At 71.7% G+C, this 25,042-nt stretch carries 16 protein-coding genes, 1 tRNA gene and 1 pseudogene; 13 read left to right on the forward strand and 5 right to left on the reverse strand.

Annotated elements, in window-relative coordinates; translation table 11 throughout:
* Nucleotides 1-47 precede the first annotated feature (47 nt).
* Nucleotides 48-458: a WhiB family transcriptional regulator gene (locus HCJ92_RS24835; protein WP_167933076.1), complete on the reverse strand. Its 411-nt coding sequence runs from the start codon at nt 456-458 to the stop codon at nt 48-50.
* A gap of 455 nt (nt 459-913) precedes the next feature.
* On the opposite strand from HCJ92_RS24835, the gene HCJ92_RS09710 reads away from it, so the two are divergent.
* Nucleotides 914-3,172, forward strand: a complete 2,259-nt coding sequence (locus HCJ92_RS09710) for a transglycosylase domain-containing protein (protein ID WP_167933077.1) — start codon at nt 914-916, stop codon at nt 3,170-3,172.
* Nucleotides 3,173-3,488: 316 nt separating this feature from the next.
* On the opposite strand, the gene HCJ92_RS09715 is transcribed toward HCJ92_RS09710, so the two are convergent.
* On the reverse strand, nt 3,489-3,953 hold the full coding sequence (locus tag HCJ92_RS09715) for a GatB/YqeY domain-containing protein (protein WP_167933078.1): 465 nt from the start codon (nt 3,951-3,953) through the stop codon (nt 3,489-3,491).
* Between the two features lie 40 nt (nt 3,954-3,993).
* Here HCJ92_RS09715 and HCJ92_RS09720 point away from each other — a divergent pair, with 40 nt between their 5' ends.
* The 4 genes from HCJ92_RS09720 (at nt 3,994) to HCJ92_RS09735 (ending at nt 9,136) form a co-directional block, all read left to right on the forward strand.
* Nucleotides 3,994-4,935, forward strand: a complete 942-nt coding sequence (locus HCJ92_RS09720; protein ID WP_167933079.1) for a metallophosphoesterase — start codon at nt 3,994-3,996, stop codon at nt 4,933-4,935.
* Between the two features lie 164 nt (nt 4,936-5,099).
* Nucleotides 5,100-5,173: transfer RNA gene (locus HCJ92_RS09725), tRNA-Pro, on the forward strand.
* Between the two features lie 400 nt (nt 5,174-5,573).
* Nucleotides 5,574-7,148, forward strand: coding sequence for an SNIPE associated domain-containing protein (locus HCJ92_RS09730; RefSeq protein ID WP_167933080.1), 1,575 nt, complete (start codon nt 5,574-5,576; stop codon nt 7,146-7,148).
* A gap of 215 nt (nt 7,149-7,363) precedes the next feature.
* Entirely contained in the window at nt 7,364-9,136 is a 1,773-nt protein-coding gene (locus tag HCJ92_RS09735; RefSeq protein WP_167933081.1) for a hypothetical protein, read from the forward strand.
* Nucleotides 9,137-9,300: 164 nt separating this feature from the next.
* Here HCJ92_RS09735 and HCJ92_RS09740 read toward each other — a convergent pair whose 3' ends face one another.
* The gene (locus tag HCJ92_RS09740) at nt 9,301-9,870 is read right to left on the reverse strand and encodes an ATP-binding protein (protein WP_167933082.1); all 570 of its coding nucleotides are present in this window, start codon (nt 9,868-9,870) and stop codon (nt 9,301-9,303) included.
* Nucleotides 9,871-10,150: 280 nt separating this feature from the next.
* Here HCJ92_RS09740 and HCJ92_RS09745 point away from each other — a divergent pair, with 280 nt between their 5' ends.
* The 7 genes from HCJ92_RS09745 to HCJ92_RS09775 all read left to right on the forward strand — a co-directional run bounded on the left by HCJ92_RS09745 (nt 10,151) and on the right by HCJ92_RS09775 (nt 16,801).
* Entirely contained in the window at nt 10,151-10,999 is an 849-nt protein-coding gene (locus HCJ92_RS09745; RefSeq protein WP_167933083.1) for a helix-turn-helix domain-containing protein, read from the forward strand.
* A 13-nt stretch (nt 11,000-11,012) separates the two neighbouring features.
* On the forward strand, nt 11,013-11,204 hold the full coding sequence (locus tag HCJ92_RS09750; RefSeq protein WP_167933084.1) for a hypothetical protein: 192 nt from the start codon (nt 11,013-11,015) through the stop codon (nt 11,202-11,204).
* A gap of 294 nt (nt 11,205-11,498) precedes the next feature.
* A complete protein-coding gene (locus tag HCJ92_RS09755; RefSeq protein ID WP_167933085.1) occupies nt 11,499-11,642 on the forward strand; it encodes a hypothetical protein in 144 nt (47 codons plus the stop codon).
* Between the two features lies 1 nt (nt 11,643).
* The gene (locus HCJ92_RS09760; protein WP_167933086.1) at nt 11,644-13,791 is read left to right on the forward strand and encodes an N-6 DNA methylase; all 2,148 of its coding nucleotides are present in this window, start codon (nt 11,644-11,646) and stop codon (nt 13,789-13,791) included.
* 406 nt (nt 13,792-14,197) lie between these two features.
* The gene (locus HCJ92_RS09765) at nt 14,198-15,349 is read left to right on the forward strand and encodes a hypothetical protein (RefSeq protein ID WP_420824691.1); all 1,152 of its coding nucleotides are present in this window, start codon (nt 14,198-14,200) and stop codon (nt 15,347-15,349) included.
* A 162-nt stretch (nt 15,350-15,511) separates the two neighbouring features.
* Nucleotides 15,512-16,282: a cyclase family protein gene (locus HCJ92_RS09770; RefSeq protein WP_167933088.1), complete on the forward strand. Its 771-nt coding sequence runs from the start codon at nt 15,512-15,514 to the stop codon at nt 16,280-16,282.
* Nucleotides 16,283-16,396: 114 nt separating this feature from the next.
* Complete coding sequence (locus HCJ92_RS09775; protein WP_167933089.1) at nt 16,397-16,801, forward strand: hypothetical protein; 405 nt, start codon at nt 16,397-16,399, stop codon at nt 16,799-16,801.
* Nucleotides 16,802-16,831: 30 nt separating this feature from the next.
* On the opposite strand, the gene HCJ92_RS09780 is transcribed toward HCJ92_RS09775, so the two are convergent.
* Together HCJ92_RS09780 and HCJ92_RS09785 are read right to left on the reverse strand one after the other, a co-directional pair.
* Entirely contained in the window at nt 16,832-20,128 is a 3,297-nt protein-coding gene (locus HCJ92_RS09780) for a type ISP restriction/modification enzyme (RefSeq protein WP_167933090.1), read from the reverse strand.
* A 144-nt stretch (nt 20,129-20,272) separates the two neighbouring features.
* Nucleotides 20,273-23,677, reverse strand: a complete 3,405-nt coding sequence (locus HCJ92_RS09785; protein ID WP_167933091.1) for an FG-GAP-like repeat-containing protein — start codon at nt 23,675-23,677, stop codon at nt 20,273-20,275.
* Nucleotides 23,678-24,157: 480 nt separating this feature from the next.
* Here HCJ92_RS09785 and HCJ92_RS09790 point away from each other — a divergent pair.
* Nucleotides 24,158-25,042, forward strand: a pseudogene (locus HCJ92_RS09790) (hypothetical protein); the annotation flags it as partial.

Here is a 25,042-nt window from a genome sequence, read left to right on the forward strand (position 1 = left end):
CCCGGGACCGGGTCGGCCCGCGCGCAGGAGCGGCCCGACCCGTGCCGCTATGCCGCCTCGGCGGCCAACGGCGGCGCGACCGGTAGCCCCGTCGTCTCCGGCACCCCCCTCGCCCCGGCGCCCGAAGGGCGTTGCAGCGCCGCGCCGCGCGCCGAACGGCGGGCGGCCGTCGCGGTACTCTCCGTCTCGTAGGCGGCCTTGGCCGTCGCCAGCAGGCGGCGCCAGGAGGTGACCTGCGGGCGACGGCGCAGCAGCGCCCGGCGTTCCCGCTCCGTCATGCCTCCCCAGACACCGAACTCGACGCGGCTGTCCAGCGCGTCCGCGAGGCATTCGGCGCGGACGGGACACCCGCCGCACACCGCCTTCGCACGGTTCTGCGCGGCGCCCTGGACGAACAGGTCGTCCGGGTCGGCGCCGCGGCAGGCCGCTTTCGTGTTCCAGTCCTTGACCCAGCCCATGCGTGTGCCGTCCTCTCTCTGCCGAGGCTCCCCCAACGGCGGCAAAGAAGGTCACGCGCGCGGACCGAGGGTGGGACGGTCGCGGTCCTGAGCTTGTTCCACAGCTTGCCGAAGCAGGACGTTACGGTCTGGGGACGGACGGCAACACCCCCACGCGGCCTAAAGAAAAATGGCCCGATCAGACTATGTGCAATCGCACTATCACTCTGCTGAGCGACGGATCCGTCGCCCGAGCGCCGTGGTGGCGGACGCGGGAGCCGCCGAAGGAGGCTCAAACCGCGCGAATCGGTCACGGATTCGACGTCGCGCCCGGTCAACGTCGCGCGGGCCGGGTGATCGGGTGGGTGCGACGGGTGACGAACGGACTCGCCGGTGTTCCCGTGTAGAGGACACGCGTGCAGCCTAGGCGAACATGTGGTCGCCTGTCCGGTGATCCGCCCCGTACGCTGGCCTCCATGAGCAGGAAGCGTGTGGGCGGCGGCCTCGGGGCGGCGCAGCAGGGAGCCAAGTTCGTCGGAGTCAGCGTGCTGGCCGGCGCGGTGCTCGCGGGGATCGCACTTCCCGCGGTGGGCACTCTCGGCCTGGCGGCCAAGGGCACCGTCGAGGGCTTCGAGGAACTGCCGGCGGACCTCACCAGGCCACCCCTCAGCCAGAAGACCGTCGTGCTCGACGCCGACGGCGGCAAGATCGCCGACATCTACGCCCGCAACCGCACCGTGGTGCCGCTCGACCAGATCGCCCCCGTGATGCAGGCGGCGCTGATCGCCATCGAGGACGCCCGGTTCTACGAACACGGCGCCATCGACATCCGCGGCGTCGCGCGGGCACTCAACAGCAACATGGAGGACGGCACCACGCAGGGCGCGTCCACCCTGACCCAGCAGTACGTGAAGAACGTCTTCGTGGAGGCCGCCGGCGACGACTCCGACGCGTTCGCTGACGCCACCGAGAAGAAGATCGGCCGCAAGATCCGCGAGCTGAAGTACGCGATCCAGCTCGAACAGGAACTGGGCAAGGACCAGATCCTGGAGAACTACCTCAACATCACCTTCTTCGGCCAGCAGGCCTACGGCGTCGAAGCGGCCTCGCAGCGGTACTTCTCCAAGTCCGCCAGCGAACTGGAGCTCCACGAGGCGGCCGTACTGGCCGGACTCGTGCAGTCCCCGACCCGCTTCGACCCGGTCAACGCCCCGGCGGAGGCGGAGAAGCGCCGGAACATCGTCATCCAGCGGATGGTCGAGACCGGCGACGTCACCCAGGCCGAGGCCGACGAGGCCAAGGCCATGGAGCTGGAGCTCAACGTCAGCCAGCCGCGCCAGGGTTGCATCACCGCCGTCCACGACGCGGGCTTCTTCTGCGACTACGTGCAGCGCGAGTTCCTCAGCAACCCCGTCTTCGGCGAGAACAGCACCGAGCGGAACGCCCGTTGGCAGCTCGGCGGCCTCACCATCCGCACCACGCTGCGCCCGCAGGCGCAGGCGGCTGCCGCCGAGGCCGCCACCACCGGCGCCCACCCCTCGGACCAGGCGACCGCCGCCGTCGTGCAGGTCGAGCCCGGCACCGGCCACATCCTCGGGATGGCGCAGAGCCGTCCCTACGGCAACGACGGCGACCAGCACCAGACCACGCTCAACCTCAACACCTCCGGCATCATGGGCGGTGCCTCCTTCGGCTTCCAGCCCGGCTCGACCTTCAAGCCGGTGACCGCAGCGGCGGCGCTGGAGGCCGGCCTCAGCCCGGCGCAGGAGTACTCCAGCGGCTTCGAGATGGAGGTCGACCAGTCGAGCTTCCGTGACTGCTCCGGTGGTCCGGCCGGCGCCGGCATGTGGGAGTTCAAGAACGAGCTCCAGACCATGACCGGCACCTGGGACATGACCGAGGCGCTGGGCAAGTCCATCAACACGTACTTCGTGATGCTGATGGAGGAGTCGGGGCTCTGCGAGACCGTGGAGATGGCGGAGAAGCTCGGTATCCGCAAGGGCGCCGACGAGACGCCGCTCAATGCCTACCCCTCGGTGACGCTGGGCGGTCAGGAGACCACCCCGCTGATGATGGCCAACTCCTACGCCACCTTCGCCAACCGCGGCGAGTACTGCGCGCCGACCTCGATCACCGCGGTCAGCGACGCGCAGGGCAACGAGTACGCCATCCCGGAGACCGAGTGCAACCGGGTGATGTCCGAGCGGACCGCCGACACCATCAACGCCATGCTGGTGGGCGTCGTGGAGGACGGCACCGGACAGCAGGTCGGCCTCCAGGGCCGCGAGAACGCTGGTAAGACGGGCACCTCCGACGAGCGTCGCAACGTCTGGTTCGTCGGCTACACCCCGGAAGTCGCCACGGCGGTGCGGGTCGGCGGCATCGACCCGTTCCCCATGGAGAACTTCACCCTCGCCGGGAACTACGTCGAGCGCGCGGGCGGCGGCAGCATCGCCGGACCCATCTGGCGCCAGGCGATGAACGGCGCGCTGGAGGGCATCCCCGCCGGGACCTTCGCCGACGTCGACCTGCCGCGCGGCAACGGCGGCGACGACGGGGACGGTGACGGGGACGGTGACGGGGATGGTGATGGCCCCGGGAACCGTTCCGGCAACGGCGGAGGCAACAACCCCGGGGGCGGCGGCCCCGGCGGCGGCGGCAACGGCGGCGGCGGGAACTGGGACCGCGACTGGGACTGGGACGACTGGGACTGGGACGACTGGAACCGCGACTGACCCGACCGGCCGACCAGCCGCCCGGCTTCCCCACCGGGAGCCGTGATCAGCAACTGAAAAGGCACTGACCGAGCCCCCGGCGCGCAACCGCCGGGGGCTCGGTGCTGTGCGGGCTCGGTGCTGTGCCCACCGGCCGCTGCCCGTCCCCGCCACGCACCCGGCCCTGAGACGGCGGAGAAGAGCGCACGCCGACCAGAGGCACGTCCGACACACACCACGGGCCGGGCAGAGTGCTCCGCACCCCGCCCGGCCCGTGGCCGTCAGACGTCGGTCGCCGCTCCCGCCCGCGTGGCCGGCTCGGCGGACCGGTGGCGCGTCAGCCCGCCAGCGCGCCCTTCACGGCGGCGGAGACCCGCTTGCCGTCGGCGCGCCCGGCGACCTTCGGTGTCACCAGCTTCATCACCGCGCCCATGGCACGCGGCCCCTCGGCACCGCCCGCCCTGGCCTCGGCGACGGCGGCGGCCACCAGCTCCGCCAGCTCCTCGTCGGTCAGCGGCTTCGGCAGGTACTCGGCGAGCAGCTCGCCCTCAGACCTCTCGCGCGCCGCCTGCTCGGGCCGGTTCCCGGCCTCGAACGCCTCAGCCGCCTCCCGGCGCTTCTTCGCCTCCCGTGCGATGACCTTCTGCACCTCGTCGTCGGAGAGTTCACGAGCGGAGGTGCCCGAGACCTCCTCCTTGGTGATCGCGGTGAGAGTCATCCGGAGGGTGCCCGAGCGCAGCTCGTCACGCGCCTTGATGGCAGTGGTGAGGTCGTTCTGCAACTGGGCCTTCAGCGTGGTCATGCGGTCATTGTCTCAGGCGCGGGTCTGCGACGATGGGGGGATGCGAACGCGTTATTCGGTCCCTCTCGGATTGGCGGCGGGCGCTGCCGCCGCGGGTGCGGTAACCCTCGGCTACGCGGCGGGATGGGAGGCACGCTCGTTCCGGCTCCGGCGCGTGACCGTGCCCGTGCTGCCGCCCGGAGCCCACCCGCTGCGAGTGCTCCAGGTCTCCGACATCCACATGGTCTGCGGACAGCGCAAGAAGCAGCGCTGGCTGCAGTCGCTGGCCGGTCTACGGCCCGACCTGGTGATCAACACGGGTGACAACCTCTCCGACTCCGACGGCGTGCCCGAGCTGCTCGACTCGCTCGGCCCGCTCATGGAGTTCCCCGGTGCGTACGTCTTCGGCTCCAACGACTACTACGCACCCCAACTCCGAAACCCAGGAAAGTACTTGCTGGAGCGCGCCACCGGCCGCCACGGCCTCAACGGCAACGCCGGCGCCACCGGTGTCCCCCGCAATCCCTGGTGGCTGATCCGGGACGCCTTCGACGAGGCCGGATGGGTGGACCTCACCAACACCCGCGGCCGGGTCAAGACCGCCGGCTTCGAGATCGCGCTGACCGGGCTCGACGACCCGCACATCAAGCGGGACCGTTACGCCGAGGTCAGCGGGGGTCCGGAGCACGACGCGGACCTGTCGCTCGCCGTCGTCCACGCCCCCTACCTGCGCGTTCTCGACGCCTTCACCGCGGACGAGTACCCGCTGATCCTCGCCGGCCACACCCACGGCGGACAGGTCTGCATCCCGTTCTACGGCGCGCTGGTCACCAACTGCGACATCGACACCCGGCGCGTGAAGGGCCTTTCCCACCACGAGGCCGACGGCCGCCGCTCCTACCTGCACGTCTCGGCAGGCTGTGGCACCAACCGCTACACCCCGGTCCGCCTGGCCTGCCCGCCCGAGGCCACCCTCCTCACCCTCACCGAACGCCCCGCCTGACCTACCTGTCGCGGCCCCGGCCGCCCGGGGTGGCGCCTCGACGCACGACACGGCGGGGCACCGCCCCGACCAGCCCGAACGTGCCGTGCGAACCCCCGCCCGGCCCCTCGCCGCAACGGATTTCGCGTACGGCCCCAGGTCCGCTAAGCTAATCCACATCGCATCGGGGTGTGGCGCAGCTTGGCAGCGCGCTTCGTTCGGGACGAAGAGGTCGTGGGTTCAAATCCCGCCACCCCGACTGGTGCAGTACCACTCAGGGCCTGATCCGTACAGCGGATCAGGCCCTGAGTGGCTTCCGAGGCCCCGCTGGGACCGGTCGGAGACGCCGGGCAGGCTCGGGTCCGTCGGGTGACCACAGCTCGGCAGCAGCGGCAGAGACCACCGGCCCGCTCCCGTCAGCCGCAGCCCTCTTCCTGGATGACGATGGGGATGAGGAAGGCCGTTGCGGTGGGTAGCCCTCCTGCTTCGTGCCACCAGGTTCCGTCACGGTTGCGCCGTGGCCCATCTCTCCGAAATCGCCCCCGAGTCCGTGCGCCGTGTTCTACATTCTGTCCCGACTTGCAGTGCGCCACTGGGGTGGCCATGGAGCGCGCACGCGGTGTCGGCGCCCGCTCGGGTGCCGTGGAAGAGGGGGCCCGATGAACCAGTACCGACTCAACCCTCCTCCCGGCTGGCCGGCGCCGCCGGACGGCTGGGTGCCGCCGCCCTTCTGGGAGCCGGATCCGTCGTGGCCCGTGCCGCCGCCCGGCTGGCAGTTGTGGGTGCCGGTCATCGCCGCTGCCACGACCCGGGTGCAGGCGGAGCACGGCTCTCCGGTACCGCCCGGTGGTGGCAACACCACCGGGGTGCCACAGCCGCGCCGCAGCGGGTTGCTGGGGAGGCTTCGCCGGGGCGGCCCCACCGAACTGGAGCAACTCCGCGACTGGGTCACGGCGACTCAGGGAGCCGAGGCCCTTGAGGTGGCTCGCCTCGTCCAGCGAACCCGGGACGAGGCCGAGCAACTGCGCGTCGACGCGTCCCGGGAGGCGGAGTCGATCGTCGCCGTCGCCCGTCAGTCGGCCAAGGAGGGCAAGGCCGAGGCCCGCCGCGCGACGCAGGAGACCGAGAAGGCGCGGAAGGCCGCAGAGGAGCACCGGAACGAGCTCTACCGGGCGGAGACACACCTGACGGAGCTGCGGGCGCAGATCGTCACGACGGACGAGACGGCGATGCTGCAGCAGGTCGGTGTCTACTCCTACCGGCACCCGCTCCAGGACGCGGTCGCCTACCGCGCTGCCCTCGACTCGCTGAGCGCGGAGATCAAGGAGCTGGTGCGCCAGGACCGCGCTGTGCTCGCTGCCACCGACTGGACGGTCAACGGCTCCGTCCGCGAGGGACGCAAGAGGGTGCGCGACTTCTCCAAGCTCATGCTGCGCGCGTACAACGCCGAGGCCGACTCCGCGGTGCGTGGGATGCGCCCGCACCGCCTGACCTCGCTGGTGGATCGTCTCTTCAAGAGCCGCGAGACCATCGCAAAGCTGGGCGCCACCATGCACATCCGCATCTCGGACGCGTACCACAGCGCTCGGGTGCGGGAGTTGGAACTGACGGCGGACTTCCTGCAGAGGAAGGAGGAGGAGAAGGAGGCACAGCGGGAGGAGCGCGCCCGTCAGCGGGAGGAGGCCGCAGCGCAGAAGGAGTTGGACCGCCAGCGGGAGAAGCTCACCAAGGAACTCGGCCACTACCAGTCCGCGCTCGACCGGCTCCGGGAGCGCGGCGACCTCGCAGCGGTCGGCGAGATGGAGGCGAAGCTCGCGGACCTCGAAGCAGCGCTCAACGACGTCGAGGCGCAGGCAGTCAACGTGCGGGCCGGCTACGTGTACGTCATCTCCAACGTCGGTGCCTTCGGGGACAGCGTCGTCAAGATCGGCATGACGCGGCGCCTCGAACCCCTGGACCGGGTCCACGAACTCAGCGGCGCCGCGGTGCCGTTCCGCTTCGACGTGCACGCGCTGATCTTCAGCAAGGACGCGGTCGGCCTGGAGACACGTCTGCACCAGCAGTTCGCCGCCCGCCGCGTCAACCGCGTCAACGCGAGGAAGGAGTTCTTCCACGTCACGCCGACCGAGGTACGCGACGCGTTGGCACGCGACACCGGCGAGCACGTGGTGGAGTTCAACGAGGTGCCCCAAGCCCTTGAGTGGCGGGCCAGTAGTGCAAACGCCCAGGGCTGATGCGGGGGCCGCGGCACGACGGACTCGCTGACCGTGCAGCAACCCGCCGCGTCCGTCGGCCGGGCACCGGGCCGGGCCTTGTGTGCGAACGGACCCTCCTTCGCGGTGCGGTCGGCTTCGTGGATTCGACCTGAGTCGCTCGGAGTTGAGCCATAGACTGCGGCGGTCGACGCCGGCACGGTGGGGTTGCCGCGCGCTGCGGGGGAGGAACGGGCATGCACGACTCGTCGGACTCGGGGGAGAGCGCCGCCGCGGGGGAGGGCGGGCTCAGCAAAGCTGCCGCGTCAGCTGCTGTGGTCGAGTCGCCGCCCCGGTCAGCGGTACCCGGCTCGGAGACCGAGCCCTTGACCCTGATCGAGGTGCACCCGGGGGTGGCACTCCTCACCGGCGATGTCCCGCCGGAATTCGCCGACGGCCGGCTCGACTTCGACTTCGGGTTGGTGCCGGAGGCCGACCGCCGGAGCATCTCGGCGGTCCTCGCGTCGATCGGGCACACGGCCACGGTGGGTGGCGACATCCGGAGCGCGGCCGGCGCCGCACACGGGCTCTACCGGATCGGCGACCCGACCCGGGCCCTGCTGGCCGACGGCGGCAAGCTGGTCGTCAAGGACGGCGCCAACCTGGGGACGGTGGTGGGCCCCGGCGGCACCCTGCACCAGGCGCGCTTCTATCCCGTGGGGCTGAGCAAGGCGCAGGCCGCAGCGTCGATCGGACCGGCGCTCGCCATGGTCGCGCTGCAGATGATGCTGAGCGAGGTGTCGAGCCTCGTCCGGACGAACCTCACGATGACCAACCAGGTCCTGAGCGCCGTGCGCAAGGAGCAGTGGGCGGAACTGACGGGGCTGGTCGCCACCATCGATGCCAAGGTCGATCACGCGCGCGAGATCGGCTCCGTTCCGCAGTCGCTGTGGGAGGGCGTGGCGGCCAACGAGCCGTTGCTGCAGAAGCAGCTACAGCTCTACCCCGAGAACGTGCGCGACCATCTCGCGCATCTCGGCGGGTCGGACACGCGTAGCCACCGTGAGTACCTCCGGGAGCGCGCCGCGGACATCGCCTTCGATGCGCACGCCCTGTTGTCGTTGCTGAAGGCCCGGGCCGGGTACCAGGCGCTGCGCGCGGCCAAGGCGAGAGCCGCCGGGCGCGACGACGCCGACGAGGCGAAATACGCCGAGGTCGTGGCCCGCGACGCCCGCGCGGAGTTCGACACCATGCTCTCCGAGGCGACCAGCCTCATACGTGCGCTCACGCGGCACCTGCGGATCACCGCGGAGCTCCCCGGCTCCGACGGGTGGCCGCTGGCCGGTAAGCGGAAGGACGCGAAGGCCGCCCGCGAGACCTCGGCACGTCTGCTGGAGGCGATCGAACCGCTCTCCGACGCCCTCCGGCCACCGGCCCCCGCGCTGGAGGCCCCGGAGGTCGTCTGTGCGCCCGAGTCGCTGGCTCTGGACCCGTACCTGCGGATCCTGCGCTGGTTCCTCGACGACACCGAGACGCTTCGCGCCCTCGCGTTCCCCGAACAGCTCGACGCCCTCGGCCCGCTCTCCGCGATCGTCGGCGGCGCGAAGGAGAAGCTGGCGGCGGCGAGGGACAAGGCCGCGGTGAGGACGCTGGTCGCCGTCACCGACCGCCGGGTCATCACCGCCAGGTCGAATGCCTTCCTCGAACAAGCCGAGGTCCGTCAGGAGATTCCCCTCGACCAGGTGCGCTACGTCCGAGCCGCTGCCGACCAGGCTGCTGGTCGGCAGCCGGCAATCGACCTGATCACCCGTGACGACAACCTCCGGTGGCTCTTCCCCGCCGGAGCGGACGCCGCGGACGTGGGTGCGTTCGCCGCCGAACTCGCCGAGTCGATGACCATCCCGGACAGCGAACGGCAGGAACTGCGAGACAGGCGCCGCACTTCCATCGAAGCGGGTACGAGGGCCGAGATCGGCGGGCCTACCTCGAAAGGGGCCGACTCTGCGGTCACGCCCCCTGAAATCGAGTGAGGTCGAGCCAAGGGAGCGGTACCGTGCCGGTCGCTCCCGCCGGCAGGCCGGCCGGTTGCCGGTCGGTTGCGTGTTCGGCGGCGGAGTGCCAGACGGGCGCCTGCTCCCTCGCCGCACTCGCGTGACAGCCGCGCCTGCGGTGGCCGGACCTTGCGCCGTCCCACTCATCGGACGCCCGGTCGCGCCTCGGGCTCGGGTTCGGGCTCGGGCTCGGTCGGGAGGCTGAGCCAGGTGAGTGTGCCCCGGGCGGGTGCGACGGCGGGGCTGGTGCCGCAGGTGCCGTGGTGGTCGGCGACCAGCGTCGCGCAGCTGTGAAAGGAGCGCTCGCGTCGCGCGTCGCAGCGGGAGCTGAACTGGGGGTGCCGGTGGCGCTCGTGGGTGTCGTGCACGGCCAGGTGGAACGCCCCCGCGTGGCGGCGGAGCGTGAGGTGCACCGAGTCGCCCTCGGGGGTGAAACGGCATGCGTGCCAGACGAGTTCGTAGGCGATGTCCGGGAGGGAGTCCGCCGGTCGGCCGCTGATGTCGTGGACCCCGAGCACGGATTCGACGGCCTCCCGGACGATCTCCGGGGTGGCCAGTGCGGACGGCAGTGTGAACGCGTGGTCCGGGTCGACCGCGTGCGGCGGACGCAGGTCGTGGCGGCCGGGCGGGCACCGGACGAAGCGGGTGGGAAGTGGACCGGTCGACCGCCGCCCCGAAGGGGGGGTGTTGTCGGGCGCCGTGTTGTCGGGCATGGCAGGACTCCGCATGAGTCGAGGGGCGGGCCGCGGGGTGCGGCAGGATGCGTCCGCGCGGTCGGCGAGGCGTGGCTTGTCTCCCTGGCGCGACACACCCCTCCCAGGGCAGGAGGACACGGGCGTGCTCGCGCGATGCACTTCGCTCTCACTCGGTCAGCGTCGCGGTACCCACCGCACAAGCGCGTGGTGGCAATTGCCACCAACGCGAGCGCTTGTCCCTCTCAGGGGTGAGTGAAGGGGGCACCTCCCGTTCAGCGTCAGCGGGGAGAATCGCTCTATGCCGCCACGGAGTACGCCCAGCGAACGTCAGAAGCGCCTCGGTGCAGAGCTTCGCCGGATGCGTGCGGACTCTGGAGAGACCACCGCGTTCGCGGCCCGGCTGCTCGGCCTGGACCGCACCAAGATCTCGAACATGGAGGCCGGTGTTCGGGTGATCAGCCCGGAGCGGGTGAGGACCCTTGCCGGCAACTACGGCTGCACCGACGATCGCTACATCGACGCGCTGGCGGCCATGGCCGAGCCTCAGGAACCCGGTTGGTGGGAGGGGTACCGAGGGCAACTCCCGGCGGGACTGCTCGACATCGCGGAGATCGAGTGGCACGCCCGGTCAGTGCGAGCAGCCGTGTTCCTGCATGTGCCGGGTCTGCTGCAGACGCGGGGCTACGCCCGTACAGTCGCCGAGGCCGCGTTGCCGCAGCTGGCCGAGCGCGAGGTCGAACTCCGCGTCGCGCTGCGACTGGAGCGCCGCCAGGTTCTGGAGCGAGCCACCCCGGTGCGCTACACCGCGTACATCCACGAGGCGGCGCTCCGGATCGACTTCGGTGGACCGGAGGTCATGACCGGCCAACTCCGTTGGCTCTGCGAGGTCGGTCAGCTCTCTCATGTCGACGTGCGGGTGGTGCCGTTCACTGCTGGTGCCTTCCCCGGTGCTGGTCAGGCGTTCTGCCACGTCCGTGAGGTCGTGCCGCAACTGGACACGGTCCAGCTCGACTCGGCGCACGGCCCCGGCTTCACGCACGCCCCCGCACAGCTGCAGAAGTACTGGTCTCAGCTTGACTGGATGGAGCGGGCGTCGCTGAGCGCAGAGGCGTCCCGCGATCTCATACAGCACATCGCTCGCAACTGACGGAGGTAGTCGGGTGTCGGAGATTCACTGGGAAGCCCCCTTCTGTGCGGAGAGTTCCAACTGCTTCCGTCTCGGGGTGGATGCCGAGGGGAACGGCTACATCGCGGTGGCCGGTCAGGAGGAGCGCCACCTGACGGACAGCCGGGACGCGCTGCGGGCGCTGATCCAGGACATCAAGGACGGCAAGGCCGACCACCTGCTCTGAGCGCGTGTGAGCCGTGTCACCAAGCGTCGTGGCTTGGGTCTGACAGCGTGAGCCGGTGGTCGCCACCGACCTGTTGCTCGATCAGCACTGATTGTCTGCGCAGCAGCGCTGCGCACTGTGCGTGGCGTGGCTACGGCCGTCAAGTTGCGTTCTCCCACGGTGGGTTCCGCGGTGCTAGCTTCGGTTCGGCGGCACCGAGGAGTGGCAAACGAGCCCACTTCTGACTGGGTGGCCGCGCTGAAGTCTTTGCGCAGTGCAACTGCGCAATTGTACACCTAGGAGAGGGTGTAGGGGATGGACCAGCTTGTCGAACTTCTCGGCCAGGCGATTCAGAGCAACGGCGGAACGGCGCGTCTGATCCTGTTGATCGGAGCGCTCGTCTTTGCCGCGTCCGTCGTGGGCAGGACGTGCATGCCCCGCCGTGGCAAGGGAGCCTGACATGAGCACCAGCGAGAACCAGGAGGCGTCCGAGCCCGGCGGCCACGACGCCCCGCCGCCCGCGGAGCAGGTCGTCGAGCGGCTGTGGCGCGCGTACGTGCCGTTCCGCAGGGGACGGGGAACGTCCGGCGACCTGGTGTCGATGTTGACGATCCTGTTGCTGGGCCGGTTCGCGGCCGAGCAGGCGGCTTCCGGCGCGGCGTTCCTCGCCCCGTGGCGGAGAGCGGTGAACGAGCGTGGGGACGGTCCGCAGGCGGTGCGCGATCTCGGTGCCGCGCTCCGGGGAGCGGCGGAGCACCCGGGGTTCCCGCTGCGGGATCTTCGGGTCCTGGGAACCGGGTTGTTCAACGGCGGCGACGCGTATCAGGACGGGCCGTGGGTGACCGCGTTCCTGTCGGCGACGGTGCAGGAGCCGACGCCGTACGCCGTGGGGCTGCCGAAGGTGTGCGATCGCCTCATCGACCGGCAGCAGGAGGACGGCGGCCCGTCGTCGGGAGAGTTCCACCCGCCTCGGGCGGTGTCCAGGTTGCTCGCGGAGCTGGCGGACCCCGGGCCGGGCGAGCGCGTCCTCGACCCGGCCTGCGGGCTGGGAGGCCCGCTCGCCGCCGTGGCGGACCGCATCGCCCCGCGCGGTGGTCTGGCGGCCGCGACGTTCGAGGCGCACGTGAGCGACGGGGGTAACCTCCCGCTGGCGACGCTGAACCTCGCGCTGCACGGTGTCGACCCGCCGACGGTGACGGTCGCCGGAACGAGACCTGGCGGCAGCCACCGCGCCGGCGGCACGGTCGACCGCTTGGTCTGCAACCCGCCGTTCAACCAGCGGGTTCCCGACTGGATGGCCCAGGGCTGGCCGTTCGGGGCACCGACCGACTCCAACGCCAACTTCGCCTGGCTGCAGTACGCGTGGCAGCGGTTGGGCGCCGACGGCATGGCGGCGGTCATCATGGCGCCCCGGGCGACGTGGTCCGAGGGGAGTGACGCCGCCATCCGGACGCGCATGGTGGAGGCCGGAGTCGTCCTCGGTGTCGTCGCCCTACCCGCCGACCTGTTCGCGCAGACCGCCACACCTGTGCACATCTGGTTGCTGGCGCGGGAGGCCGAGCGTCACCGGGAGGGGCGTGCGCCCGGCGATGTCCTGTTCATCGACGCCGGGGCAGCGGGGGTCCAGGTCCGGCGCCGGCGACGGGTGCTGCGAGGCGACGACGTGGAGCGCGTCGCGCAGCTCTTTCGGGAGTGGCGCACGGGGGCGTCCGGGTTCCGGCCGGAACCCGGTTTCTCCGCGGTCGTCCCCCGGGACCGCCTGCTCGCCGCCGGAGCGGTGCTCGATCCCCGGTTGCACGTGGGGGCGCCCGCGTCCGACGAGGCCGCGCACGGAGCGGAACCGGCCGGGCAGCCCCCCGGCAGCCTCCTGCTGTCCGGTGAGAAGCTGGCCCGGTCCGCCGCAGAAGCGGAGAGGCAGCTCGCCCACTGCCGCCGGCGTGGCCCAGAACGGTCCGCCGGGACGTGGACCACGCTGGCCGCCGCGGTGACGGGGGAGGCCACCGGCGCCGACCGTGCGGAGGGCTCGGCATCCGCCCCGGGGCTGCTGCTGGCCGGCCCCTCCGGCAGTCTGGTCCCCGCCTCCCGGTACGTCGACGGCGGGGCCGGAACGGTGCCCGTCGTGATGCCCAAGAACCTGGCCGACGGCGGGTTCGCCAACGAGCACGTCAAGCACCTGCCCGGGCCGTACGCGGCAGATCGGCTGGCACGGTTCCTGCTCCGCGCCGGGGACGTGGTCATCGCCCGACGTGGTGAGTTGGGGCGGTGCTCGGTGGTTCGGGACGCGCAGGACGGGTGGGTGTGCGGCACGGGCTGCTTCCTGCTGCGACCGCCCGAGGGCCTCGATCCCGACTACGTCGCGGCGTACCTGAGCAGCGCCGCGTCGAGACAGTGGTTGGAGGCGCGGTCGACCGGAGGCATGACGATGAAGACCGTTTCGCTCAAGGTGCTGGAGGAGCTTCCGATCACGGTTCCCGACCTTTCGTCCCAGCGGCAGGTCGCCGGGGCGATGCGGGCACTGGGCGAGCACGAGGAGCTGCTGCGCGGGGAGCTCGCCCTGGCCCGGAAGCTCCGGGAGGACGTTCTGACGTCCGCGCTGCTCGCCCGCTGAACGACAGTTCCAGCGGCGCCCGGGGTGCGGTGACCCCGGGCGCCGCTGGAAGTGGCACCGTCGGCGCCGCGGTCGGGGACTCGTCACGGTGAACTCCCTGGTGGGAGCCCGAGGTGTGCGGGACGGGCGCCTCGGAGGGTGTCCCGGCGGGGTCGGTGCCCGAGCCGGCCCCGCATCCCGGGAACCACGCCTCCGGCAGCCCGTCAAGGGCGCTCTTTCACGGAGCGGCGAGGTCACCTACGGTACGGCCACGCGTACACACGGCAACTCCGACCCGGTCCGTCACGCGTCTGCTCCCCGAGTGACCCCGCCTGCGACGACCGTTGGTGCCCCGCACTCCCTCGCTGCGCTGCAGAGCGCCGCGGGGAACGCGTCGGTCACGCGGGCCATCACGGTCGCGCGCGTGATGGAGGCGGCGGAGTTCCAACAGCGCACGGGCGACGGTCCGATGCGGGGCCGGTCGAAGATCGTTCAGGTGGACAACGCGCTCACCGCGTTTCACGCCGTACCGGCCGACCGTCCCGAGACGGCGTTGATCGCGCTGAAGGCCGTGGTGCGGCAGTGCGAGGCGTACGTGCAGCACAAGGAAGGCAAGGGTGAGGGGCAGCGACTCGCCGGGGTCTCCGAACTGCAGCGGCAGGCGGGCGACGGTCTGGCGAAGTTCAGAACCCTCGCTGCCTTCAACGAACTGGTCGCGGAGATCGACAGGTTGATGGAGCGAGGAGCCAACCCCGACACGGACGACCGCGCCCTCGCCGCCGCAGCCCAGGAGGTTTCGCGCGCTATCCCGCCCGACAACTTCCACGCGATGATGGAGGACAAGGTCCGGACGCTGGGAGCTCTCAGCGGCGACCCGGACCTCCCTGCCGAGACCCGCGGCATCATCGGTGAACTGATGGCGGCTGCGCAGCGCGTCACCCGGATGCAGGTACCCATGAACGGCATGCCCGGGATGAAGATCACCGCCGGTGAGGGGGAGAGCGCCGAGTTCACGTTCAACGTCGACGCCCAGGCCCGTGGTGGCTCGTCCTTCCTGCAGGGGCACATCGCCCACGAGTTGACGCACGTCGCCACCCACCAGGCTTTCGGAAGCAGCCCCGTCATGGAGTTGGTGGAGGCGGGCGCGACGCCCGAGGAGGTCCGCGTGCTCGCCACGGAACGCAAGCAGACGCTTCTGGAGCTGCAACAAGCCCTCCGGAACGACCCCGCCTTCAACGACTTCCAGGAGAGCATGCTCAGCGAGAAGCTGGTCTACGGCGCGCAGCCGCAGAAGTTGGAGCAGTACGCATCGGGCTTCGCGCGGGCCGGCAAGATCACCGAGGAGCAGCGGGCCCGCCTGGTCACCTACGGGCAGGCGGCCGGTGACGCCTCCGGAACACTGGTCGAGTACGACACCGTCCTCAACCAGATGCTCGTCTACCTCCACCAATGGGGCATCAGCCAGGGCAACCCGTTCTACGTCCTACTGCGTGCCGCGGCACAGGCGGCGACCGACCGCAGGAACCAGGCGCGCGGCAGGCGCGGCACGGGACAGCCCGCGCCGGGTCCCGCTCCGTGAGGGGCGCCCAGGGCCGCCACTTGGCTGGGCTGTCAGCGGGGAGTCGCGATCCGGCTACGTTCGGTACGCTGCCGAGCGGGGTGTGGCAGCCCCACCCGGCGCACGGTGACCGTGCGCCCGCCCTGATGATCCCGCCGCCGCGAGCGCCCACGGAGGAGCCGCATGAGTCACGTGAGCACAGCCACCGACACCGGACTGTGGTCCGCCTACCGGCAGTTGACGGTCGGCGCCGTCCACACCGACCTCACCCACGCGTTCCACCCCGGGCAGCCGCACTTCCCCGCGCTCCCCGACGAACAGCGGGAGAGCGTCTTCGACCTGGCCCGCGGCGACGGGTTCACCGTGGACCGGTACACGCTCGTCGGCCAGTGGGGGACGCACGTCGACCCGCCGAGCCACTTCCACCAGGGTGCGGCCACCCTCGACCGCATCCCGGTCGAGGAGATGTTCCTGCCGCTCGTCGTCCTCGACATCAGCGCACGCGTCGCCACCGACCCGGACGCCACGCCGACGCTCGACGACGTCGCCGACTGGGAGGACCGCCACGGCGCCATCCCCGCCGGGTCGTTCGTCGCGCTGCGCACCGGGTGGAGCAGCCGGTGGCCGGACCAGCAGGCCATGGTCAACCGCGATCCCGCAGGCGTCAGCCACACCCCGGGGTGGAGCGCCGAGGTGCTGCGCCACCTGCTGGAGACGGTCGGCGTCACCGCCGTCGGGCACGAGCAGCTCGACACCGACCCCGGCATCGCCACCTCCGCCGGTGACTTCAGCCTGGAGTCGTACGTGCTGGGGCGGGGCCGCTGGCAGATCGAGCTGCTCGCCAACCTCGACCGCGTTCCCGAGGCCGGGGCGCTGGTGGTGGCCTCCTGGCCGAAGCCGCGCGGCGGCTCCGGCTTCCCCGCCCGCGTCTTCGCCCTGCACCGCGAACCCTGAGCGCCGCCGACCGGGCGGAGCGCCTGGGAGGCTCCGCCGCTCGCCGCGGCGGGTCGGTGATAGTCGTCCGAATGTCGGGCCCGGCGTGCCCGGTCTCTCGTGTTAGCTACCGGTATGGATCATGCCGGGCCCACCCCGTACATCGAGCTCGACGCCGCCCAGAGCGAGCTGCTGGCCCAGCTCGTGCGCGCCGACCTTCCCGCGCCGGACGGCACCGAGGCGTCCGCGGAACTGCTGGCGGCGCGCGGCCTGGACCCCGACGGCTTCCGCGGGACGCTGGCGGGTATGCCGCTCGGCACCGTGCGCACCACCGACGGGACCACCTCGGTGACGGCCCTCGGCGCAGCGGTCCACTACCGGGCACGCGCCGAACAGCTGGAGCTCCTGCTCAGCCGGATCGGCCGCTTCGCCGCCGAACACGGCACCACCGAGGCGAGGTTCGCCGCCTGCGTACGGGACCTGGCGCAGGAGACGCTCACGCCGGCCGAGGCCGAGGACCGCATGCGCGGCGTTGGCTGAGGCCGGTGTCGTCCCTGGCCCCACCGACGCTCAGGCGCCGTCGGGGCCCATGGTGAACAACGCGTCGGGCGCGGGGTGGCGTGCCCGCGCAGCGGCCTTCCCCGCCGGTAGCACCTCGGCCGTGAGCAGGTCGCCCTCGGCGACCACCGGCGCTGCCAGGACGTCCCTCAGCAGATCCTGTTGGCGCGGCTCCAGGTCGGTCAACCGGCGTAGCACCGACAGAAGTTCGATCAGCTCGCCCGTCCACTCCTCCGGCCAGCTGTCGACGTGGATGTCGTCCAGTGGGCTGGACCGCTTGCTGCTCGGCTCGGCCTTGCGGTAGCCGAACCACTTCCGCAGGACGCGCATCCCGCCGACGTCGTACTCCCACATCGCCGGTGTCACCGGCGCGAGGCGGCCCGGCCCGACGTGAAGGGTCTCCGACTCCGGGTCATAGGTGAGGCGGCTCGGCACGGCCTCGCCGATGTGTGCGTTGTACCGAACCTGCCGGGGGTCGCCGCTGGCGAAGCGGACGTTGCGGGCGGGGCGCCCGGCGTCCGTGTCGGCGAACCGTTCGCCGTACGTCGAGGCCCAGAGCAGCTCGCTGCCGATGTCGATCGCCCGCCGCCACAACTCGGTGCTCCGCGTGAGCGGGATGCGCACGCCGGGGGTTAGCAGGTCCTCGCGGAACAGGTCGGTGAACCCGTCGTGTCCGGCCACCGCGACCACGTATGCCGCGAGGTCGGCCGCTGTGACGTGCGGCAGCGCCAGGACGCCGGCGAGGTGGCGCAGCAGCCCGGGAGCCACGTTGGCGGAGCCGTCGGGGTGGTAGAGCGGCATCACCCGCCCGCCACGGCCGTTGAAGTGGTGGGTGTCGGGGATCAGGTGTGTGGCGACGACGGCGGGGCCGGACTCGATCGCGTGGGAGGACTGCTGGTTGAGGAACAGCTGGTCCCGGCGGCAGCCCGCCCAGAGGTCCGGACGGGGAAAGTCCACTGCGCGAGGATCGCTGATCAGCCACTGGCGGTCCAGGGTGCGTAGGGCGTACCGCACGATCTCCGGTTCCTGCGGTGGCGGTGTGCGGTCGCTCTCGGACGCGCGCCCGCCGACCAGGCCGGACAGTGACCGGTCGCGGGTCTCCTTGAACAGGACCGCCTGCTCGGCCGGGTCCGGCTCGGCGAGGAGGCGCCGCCAGCGTCGGCGCAGCGTCTCCGCGCTCGGGGCCTTCACCCACGCCCGGTTGGAGGTCACCCCGAGGCTGCCCCAGGGGAAGAGGTCGCCGAGCGCCGGGTAGTCCTCCCACCCCGAGGCCGTTCGCGGGGTGAGGGGTTCGGTGTCGCCGTCCCGGACGGGGCGCCAGCCGTCGTCGTCGAGCCGGACCGCGCCCAGCTGCGCGAACTTCTCCGCCCGCCGACCCTCCAGCGACCGGTAGTGCAGCGTCGCGCGGTGGTCCGGGCCGCGGACGGCGCCCGCGCGGCGCACCATGAGGAAGACGGAGAGCGGCTGCGCGACGCCGGGGAAGACGCGGGTGCCGACGTTGGCGCGCTGGCCCTCCGGGCTGAGGTTGATGATCCAGCCCTCGTCGCAGGTGCGCCGCAGGTACTGCCGCATGCCCCGGCCGCCGGGTCCGGTGGCCCAGCCCGAGGGGGTGATGAAGCAGACCACGCCGTGCCGGTCGTCGGGGTGCGCGTCGAACACCTTCCAGGCGGCCCAGCGCCAGAAGTACACGTACATGTTCTTGAGAACGTGCTCATACCTGCCGTTGCCGGCCAGCCGGAAGTCGTCCAGCAGCGGTGTGTCGTCGCGGTCGGCGCGCTTCTCGACCCAGCCGCCCCGATCCTCCGCCTTGTCGTCGTACGGCGGGTTGCCGATGACCACGGTCACCGGCACGTCCGCCTTGAGGCGGTTGGCGCGGCGGCGCAACTCGGAGATCGCGGCGTAGGTGGAGGGGAGGAAGTCGGCCTCGGTGTTCGGACTCTCCAGCGTGTCCGACACGTAGAGGTGCAGCCCCTCGTCCGGCACCGCCGCGCCGTACCGCTTGAGCAGCGTGGAGGTCCGGAGTTCGGCGACGGCGTACGGGCCCATCTGGATCTCCAGGCCGTGCAGCCTGCGGGCGAGCCGGCCGGCGGCGTCCGGGCGCATGGCGGGACCGTGGCGCTCCTCGGCGCGGTCGGCGACGCGCTCGATCGCGGCATGCAGGAAGGTGCCGGTCCCCATCGCGGGATCGACGATCCGGACGGCGTCCGAGGCGAGGCCCTCGGGGTGGCCGAGCCGGGTCGTCAGCACCTCGTCGGTGAGCCGGACCATCTCGCTCACGACCTCGCGCGGCGTGTAGTACGAGCCGCTCTGCTGCCGCAGCGCCGGGTCGTAGACGTCGAGGAACCGCTCGTAGAGGTGGAGGTAGGCGTCCTTGTTGCCGTACTCGATCGCGGGCCAGTCGACTTGCGCCACGGAGCGCTTCAACAGGTCGAGGCTGACCGTGAACCGGTCGCCGACGTGGCCGGTGAGCAGGTCCAGCGCGCGGCCCATCAGCGCGTGCCCCGCGTCCAGGCGCCGGGCCACCTCGTGCAGGGGGCTGTCCGCCGTCAGCAGGCCTTCGGCGCGGGCGAGCAGCAGGGCGAACGTGACGGTCTGCGCATAGCCGTCGGCGAACGTCGCGTTGCTCGCCGTGGGGAAGAGGATGCGCCGCCAGTCGTTGCGGAGACCGGTGAACGGGCGGGCCCGGACGTCGTCGCGCGGAGCGGAGGACTTCGCCTCCGCCGTGAGCTGCTCCAGGACAGCGGCGCGCAGCAGGCGGCACAGCGGCGCCACCAACTGCACGAGCCGGGCCACGTTGGTGATGGCTGCCGGGCGCCACAGCAGGAACCGCTTGAGCAGTGCGTCGAACGCGTCCGGGTCCGCCGGCGCGAGCTTCGCCCCCGCTGTGGACAGCCCGCCGGTGAACCGGGCCTCGGCGACCGCGTGGCCGTTCTGGTAGAGGCACCAGTCGCTGCCGTTGCTGTACAGCAGGTTGGGCAGGTCGCGGAGCCGTTCCCACTGCCGCCGGTTCGCGGTGCCGAACGACGACGGGTCGATCGAGAGCCCGGGGCGCTTGAGCTCGATGTATCCCGTCAGCCGACCGGCGGCACACACTGCGTAGTCGAGGCGGACGCCCCGGTCGGGGAGGGAGTACTCGTCGTGCCAGGTGACGTCGTGCTGCCGGTGGTGCTCGCCCACCGTCCGCAGCAGGTTCTCCAGTGGGCCGCGGATCGACGCCTCGGGGCTGCCCCCGCCCGACAGTTTCTGTTGGGACTCCCGGCCGAACCGGGCGACCGCGGCGAGCAACCAGGCATGCGTCGAACCGGACATCTTCCCCCAGACATCGGTGACTTCGCGGATCAGGTTAGCTACCGCGCGCAGCACTGTGAAGACGGCATGCAGCCCCCGCCCGGCCGCCCCGCCCGGCCGCGGGTGCGGCCGGGCGGGGCGGTCCTCGGGCGGTGGCAGGCCCGGTCAGCCCAGGGCGCGGACGCGACCCCAACCGGTGCGGACGGTGGCGACGGGGTCGCCGATGCCGGTCGCGGTGGGGTGGTAGATCCGCACCTCGCCGGTGGCGTCGAGCGCCCAGATGTCGGCACGGCGGTCGCCGCTGGTGTCGGGGATGCCGACGAGGAGCGGGCGGGCCGCGGCCGACCAGCCGGTGGCGTGGCGGATGTCGCCGTCGCGGGAGCGTGCCGCCGTCATCAGGGAGTTGAGATCGACGCTGCCGCGGACCTCCCCGGGGAGGCCGTGGCGGACGTAGAGGTTGCCGTTGGTGGTGTTGCGCCAGACCAGGTCCGGCGTGCCGTCGAGGTCGATGTCGGCGATGTTGACGATCTCGCGACCATCCCAGGAGTTGACGGTCAGCCGCCGGGCCTCCTGGAAGCTGGCGCCGGTGTACCCGGTGAGCACCCAGAACGAGGTGCCGGCGCGGAGGAACAGGTCGGGCAGACCGTCGCCGGTGACGTCGCCGACCGCCTTGATCTGCCGCCAGGTCGCGGGCGCAGGCGCGTTGTCCGGCAGCAGGACCTCGATCCGGTCGTCGACGTTGAAACTGCCGTAGCCGTCGCCGGGGTAGACCCAGAAGCCGTTGTCGGGGGTGCGGACGAACAGGTCGGTGAGGCCGTCACCGGGGTAGACGTCGGCGTGCTTGGAGATCAGCGCGACCGTGTCGGTCGCCGGATCGTGGAAGTGGCCCGGCGGGCTGATGGCGCCGTCGGAGGAGTACGACGCGCGGACCGGCGAGAACACCTGGCCGCCCTGCTCCCCCGCGTAACTGCGGAGTTCGCCGCTCGCGTTGATGACGAGGAGATCGGGGTGGCCGTCGCCGTTGATGTCGCCGGGGCCGTCGGCCTCCTCGCGGGGTGGCAGGTAGAAGAGGAGTTCGGCGCGTTCGCTGCGGTTGCCGACGGCGTCGTAGGCGTACGCGTGGAAGGCGACCGGCCCGGCGTTGGGCGGGTTGAGGGTGACGGTGAGGCTGTCACCGGGCCTGGGCAGGGTCACGTTGGTGTAGCCGACGCCGTTGAAGGCGTAGCCGACGCGGACCGTGTCCCTGTTGCCCTTGACGTCGAGGGTGAACTGCACGGGGGTGCCGTAGCGGATGTCGGCCCACTGGCCGGAGTCCCAGGGGGTGTCCTCGACCTGGGGGCTGCTGAGTTCCGGCGCGGGTGGCGCGGAGGCGTCGACGGTGATGCGGCAGGCGGCGGTCCCCGGCGGGAAGTAGGTGGAGACGGCGCCTTCGGTGTCCTCGGCCCGGACGTCCCACGAGTAGGTCGTGCCGTCGACGAGTTGCGAGGCGAGGACGGTGACGGAGCCGCGGCCGGCCGAGTTGACGGTGACGCGCCGGTCCACGATCTTGTTGTCGCTGTTGCCGGAAGGCCACATGCGGAAGTACAGGTGGCGCAGGTTGCCGTCCGGGTCGGTCGCGTTGGCGGCGAGGACCACGTCGACCTTGGAGACCTTCACCTGGCCCGCGGTGGTGGAGCAGGCGCCGCCGGGGGTGCTGGTGCCGCGGGTCGGCTCGTTCGGCTTGCGGTTGTAGGTGACGGTGATCTGCGCGCTGTTGGCCTGGAACTTCCGCCAGGTGTAGGTGGAGGTCTCGGTCGTGGCCCGCATTCCGAGGGTGAGGGTGGACCAGCCGGCGTCGGCGGCCTGCTGCGCGCCGTTGCGGATGTTGTACGCCACGTACTCGTCGGGGCAGCTGGAGCTGTAGCCGTGGGCGAACGACCGGTTCTGCTGGTGGGTGCGCCACTCCGGCTGCTTGTTCCACGTCGTGGTGGAGGAGATGGCGCCGGTCAGCCACAGCTGGAACTGCCGGGTCTCGCACGACCAGGAGTGGGTGTTCCGGACGCGGAACGTCGCGCTGGAGATGGTGGCGCCCGACAGGTTCTTGTTGAAGTTCATGCGCCAGAACGACCGGGCCAGGCCGCGGGTCTGCGACTCGTACCCGACGCGGGCCTCGGAGGTGCCGTTGTTGTAGTTGGTGCCGTTGAAGAAGCTGGTGTTGGGGCTCGGCTTGTAGGCGATCGTCCAGGAGTGCACGCCGCCGTTGAGGGTGGGGTCGAGGAACACCGGGTAGCTCACGTCGGCGTCCGCGTCGAAGAGGCCGGTGGCCGCGGCGTCCAGGCGCAACAGGACGCGGGAGGTGTCGTCGCCGTCGAGCCGGGTGGGTATCGGCGCGTGCGCGGCGCCGGGTTCGATGCCGGTGAGTCCGGTCAGCCGCAGCACCTGCTGCGGGGTGGCGGTCGCGGTGCGGGGCTCGGGCGGCGCGGGGGCGTCGGGGTCGGTCGGGTCGGTCGGTTCCAGGCCGCCGGAGTCCCAGCCGGTGGGGGTGGGGACGGCGCCGATCTCCTCGCCGTCCGGGTCGAGGATGTGGACGCCGCCGGTGGTCTCGTCGTGGCGGAAGACGGCGGTGGGGGAGGAGAGGCCGTAGGTGATCGCGGCCAGGTCGAGCCGTTCGCCGGAGCGGGCGTCGGCGGCGGCCTGCGCGGACTTGACGATGAGGAGCTGCCCGAAGCCGCCCTCCTCGCGGGCGACGAGGAGCAGGTCGACGCCGGGCACCACGTCGGGGTAGAGCGCGCGCGGGCCGTCGAGGACCGGCTCGGGGAGCGACCCGGGCCAGCTGTAGGTGACGGTGTGCTCGCCGTAGCCGATCTCGGCGAGGACGGTGTGGCCCGGGTGCGGTTCGCCGTCGGAGGGGGCGTCGGGGCCGCCGTCCTCCGGCTCGTTGTCGCGGTCCTCCTCCGGGATCTCCTCCTCGCCGGCGTCGGAGGCGTCGCGGCCGGCGGTGCTTCCGTCGCTCGTGTCGGTGGTGAAGGCGGCGGGCAGCAGCGCCGCCTGCGGGCGGAGCACACCGCGTGAGCCCCGGTCGCCGTCGGACTCGCGGTCTGCGGCTTCCGGCGCCTCACCGTCGTCACCCGTGCCCGCGCTGCCGGGCGAGAACACCAGCGGCGTGGGGGAGTTGACCGGCTGGATGCCGTTCTCGGTGCGGCGGAGGGTGGTGTCGATGTCCGCCCAGTCGCCGTCCTCGGTGCGGGCACGTTGCGGCAGCGCGGCGATCTCGGTGCGGTACTGCCCGTCCGGCAGGGCGTGGGTGAGGCTGGTGTGGGTGGTCTCGGCGTCGATGACGACGGGTTCGTCGCTCTCGCGCGCCAGCTCCATGGCGCCGGCGGCGTCCAGCGGCCGTTGCGTCTCACCGGCCGGCTCCGCCGCCCCGCTTCCGCCGCCGTGCGCGGCGTCGGCCGCCGAGGACTGACCCCGTCCGCCCCACGGGCTCAGCGGCAGCAGCCCGAGGAGCAGCACGCCCAGGACCAGTCCGAGGGTGCAGGCCAGCCGGGCGCGGGTGCGCGTCAGGACGTGCAGGGGGCGGAGCGGGTTCACAGCGGAGTACTCCCGTGGCGGAGGACCGAGAAGCCGCGCGGGCAGCGCGACATGCCCCCTGTGCATGGCCGGTCACCCAGGGGCGCGGAAACAATCGCACGCCTGTCCAGGGTGCTGTCCAGCGTTATAAGCGACTCGGGATTGTTATGAACGGCGACCGGAACTGTGGGTGACGGGCGGAATCAGCTGTCATATCCGGCTATGGCAGAGGAATGCGCGGCGAAGGTCCGATAGGTCGCACCTTTCAAGATCGTCTTGGTGTGTCTGCGGTTGCCTGGAAACGCGCATGTGAAAACTGTGTGCGACTTGTAATGCAATGACTCTCCGTCATGTGCATTTCGTGGCGGACTGATGCAAGGTGACGCCGCGCTGTGTTCCCGACCACGCTGCCTGCCACGGCAGTTCGGCCTGCTCGCGGACCAACACGGCGCTCAGTGCTGCCTGTTGATTCAGCCGAGTTGTGGGATGGGTGCCGCCCGGATGAGTGGTTACGACATAGCCGTGCCGTGGACGGAGGGAAGCCGCCGTCCCCTGGGACCGGTTGCCCTTCGCTGGCTGCGGCGCAGCCGCGCGGTGACCGTGCTGCTGATGGCGATGGTCATGTCGATGACCGTGCTGGGCGCGCAGGCGTGGGCGATCCCGGGCGACGGCATGTCCCGCTCCTCCGTCGAGCTGCCCGACCTCCCCGAGGCCGAGCCGATCGCCCCCGACGGGTCGGCCGAGACCGGGCTCACCACGGCGGACGAGACCGTCGAGGCCGAGTACCTGCCCACCGCCACCACCCCGTGGAACGCGGGGGCCGCCACCGTCGACCTCACCGGCGCCGTCCCCGGCACCCTGGTCCCGGTCGGCGACCTCCCCGTCGAACTCGGCATCCCCGAGGGCGCCGACGAGGACCAGGCGGCCTCCCTGGCCGGGGTGTGGACGGTCGACCTCGCCGGGCCGGACGTGTCCCGTCAGGCCGGGCTCTCCGGACTGGTCATGTCCCTGGTGCCGCCCGCATCCGCCGACCCGGACGCCGAGGTCGCCCTCGGGCTCGACGCCACCGGCTTCGCCGACCTCTACGGCCCGGAGGCCGCCGACCGGTTCGGCCTCGCGCTGCTGCCCGCCTGCGTCATGACCGACCCCACCGCCGAGGACTGCGAGTCCGAGCCGCAGCAACTTGCGGGGCACACCGACCAGTCGGAGTCCGCGGTCGCCGCGCGCCGCGCGGGGGAGGAGACGGCCGAGCGCGCCCCCGCCGACGGCGAGCCGACCGACCGCGCGCCGCGCGATCGCGAGCCGGGCGACAGCGCCCCCGCCGACAGCACCCCCGAGGAGGACGCCGAGCCCTCCGGCGACGCCCCCCGGGACACCGAGGAGCGT

The organism is Streptomyces spiramenti, from assembly GCF_012034385.1.
GTDB classification, from domain to species: domain Bacteria; phylum Actinomycetota; class Actinomycetes; order Streptomycetales; family Streptomycetaceae; genus Streptomyces; species Streptomyces spiramenti.

Bases quoted from the DNA above. Each gene is read 5' to 3' on its own strand.
- HCJ92_RS09770 (WP_167933088.1), top strand. From the start codon at position 15,512: ATGAGTCACGTGAGCACAGCCACCGACACCGGACTGTGGTCCGCCTAC.
- HCJ92_RS09765 (WP_420824691.1), top strand. From the start codon at position 14,198: ATGGAGGCGGCGGAGTTCCAACAGCGCACGGGCGACGGTCCGATGCGG.
- HCJ92_RS24835 (WP_167933076.1), bottom strand. From the start codon at position 458: ATGGGCTGGGTCAAGGACTGGAACACGAAAGCGGCCTGCCGCGGCGCC.
- HCJ92_RS09730 (WP_167933080.1), top strand. From the start codon at position 5,574: ATGAACCAGTACCGACTCAACCCTCCTCCCGGCTGGCCGGCGCCGCCG.
- HCJ92_RS09755 (WP_167933085.1), top strand. From the start codon at position 11,499: ATGGACCAGCTTGTCGAACTTCTCGGCCAGGCGATTCAGAGCAACGGC.
- HCJ92_RS09775 (WP_167933089.1), top strand. From the start codon at position 16,397: ATGGATCATGCCGGGCCCACCCCGTACATCGAGCTCGACGCCGCCCAG.
- HCJ92_RS09715 (WP_167933078.1), bottom strand. From the start codon at position 3,953: ATGACCACGCTGAAGGCCCAGTTGCAGAACGACCTCACCACTGCCATC.
- HCJ92_RS09740 (WP_167933082.1), bottom strand. From the start codon at position 9,870: ATGCCCGACAACACGGCGCCCGACAACACCCCCCCTTCGGGGCGGCGG.
- HCJ92_RS09745 (WP_167933083.1), top strand. From the start codon at position 10,151: ATGCCGCCACGGAGTACGCCCAGCGAACGTCAGAAGCGCCTCGGTGCA.
- HCJ92_RS09760 (WP_167933086.1), top strand. From the start codon at position 11,644: ATGAGCACCAGCGAGAACCAGGAGGCGTCCGAGCCCGGCGGCCACGAC.
- HCJ92_RS09780 (WP_167933090.1), bottom strand. From the start codon at position 20,128: ATGTCCGGTTCGACGCATGCCTGGTTGCTCGCCGCGGTCGCCCGGTTC.
- HCJ92_RS09720 (WP_167933079.1), top strand. From the start codon at position 3,994: ATGCGAACGCGTTATTCGGTCCCTCTCGGATTGGCGGCGGGCGCTGCC.
- HCJ92_RS09735 (WP_167933081.1), top strand. From the start codon at position 7,364: ATGCACGACTCGTCGGACTCGGGGGAGAGCGCCGCCGCGGGGGAGGGC.
- HCJ92_RS09710 (WP_167933077.1), top strand. From the start codon at position 914: ATGAGCAGGAAGCGTGTGGGCGGCGGCCTCGGGGCGGCGCAGCAGGGA.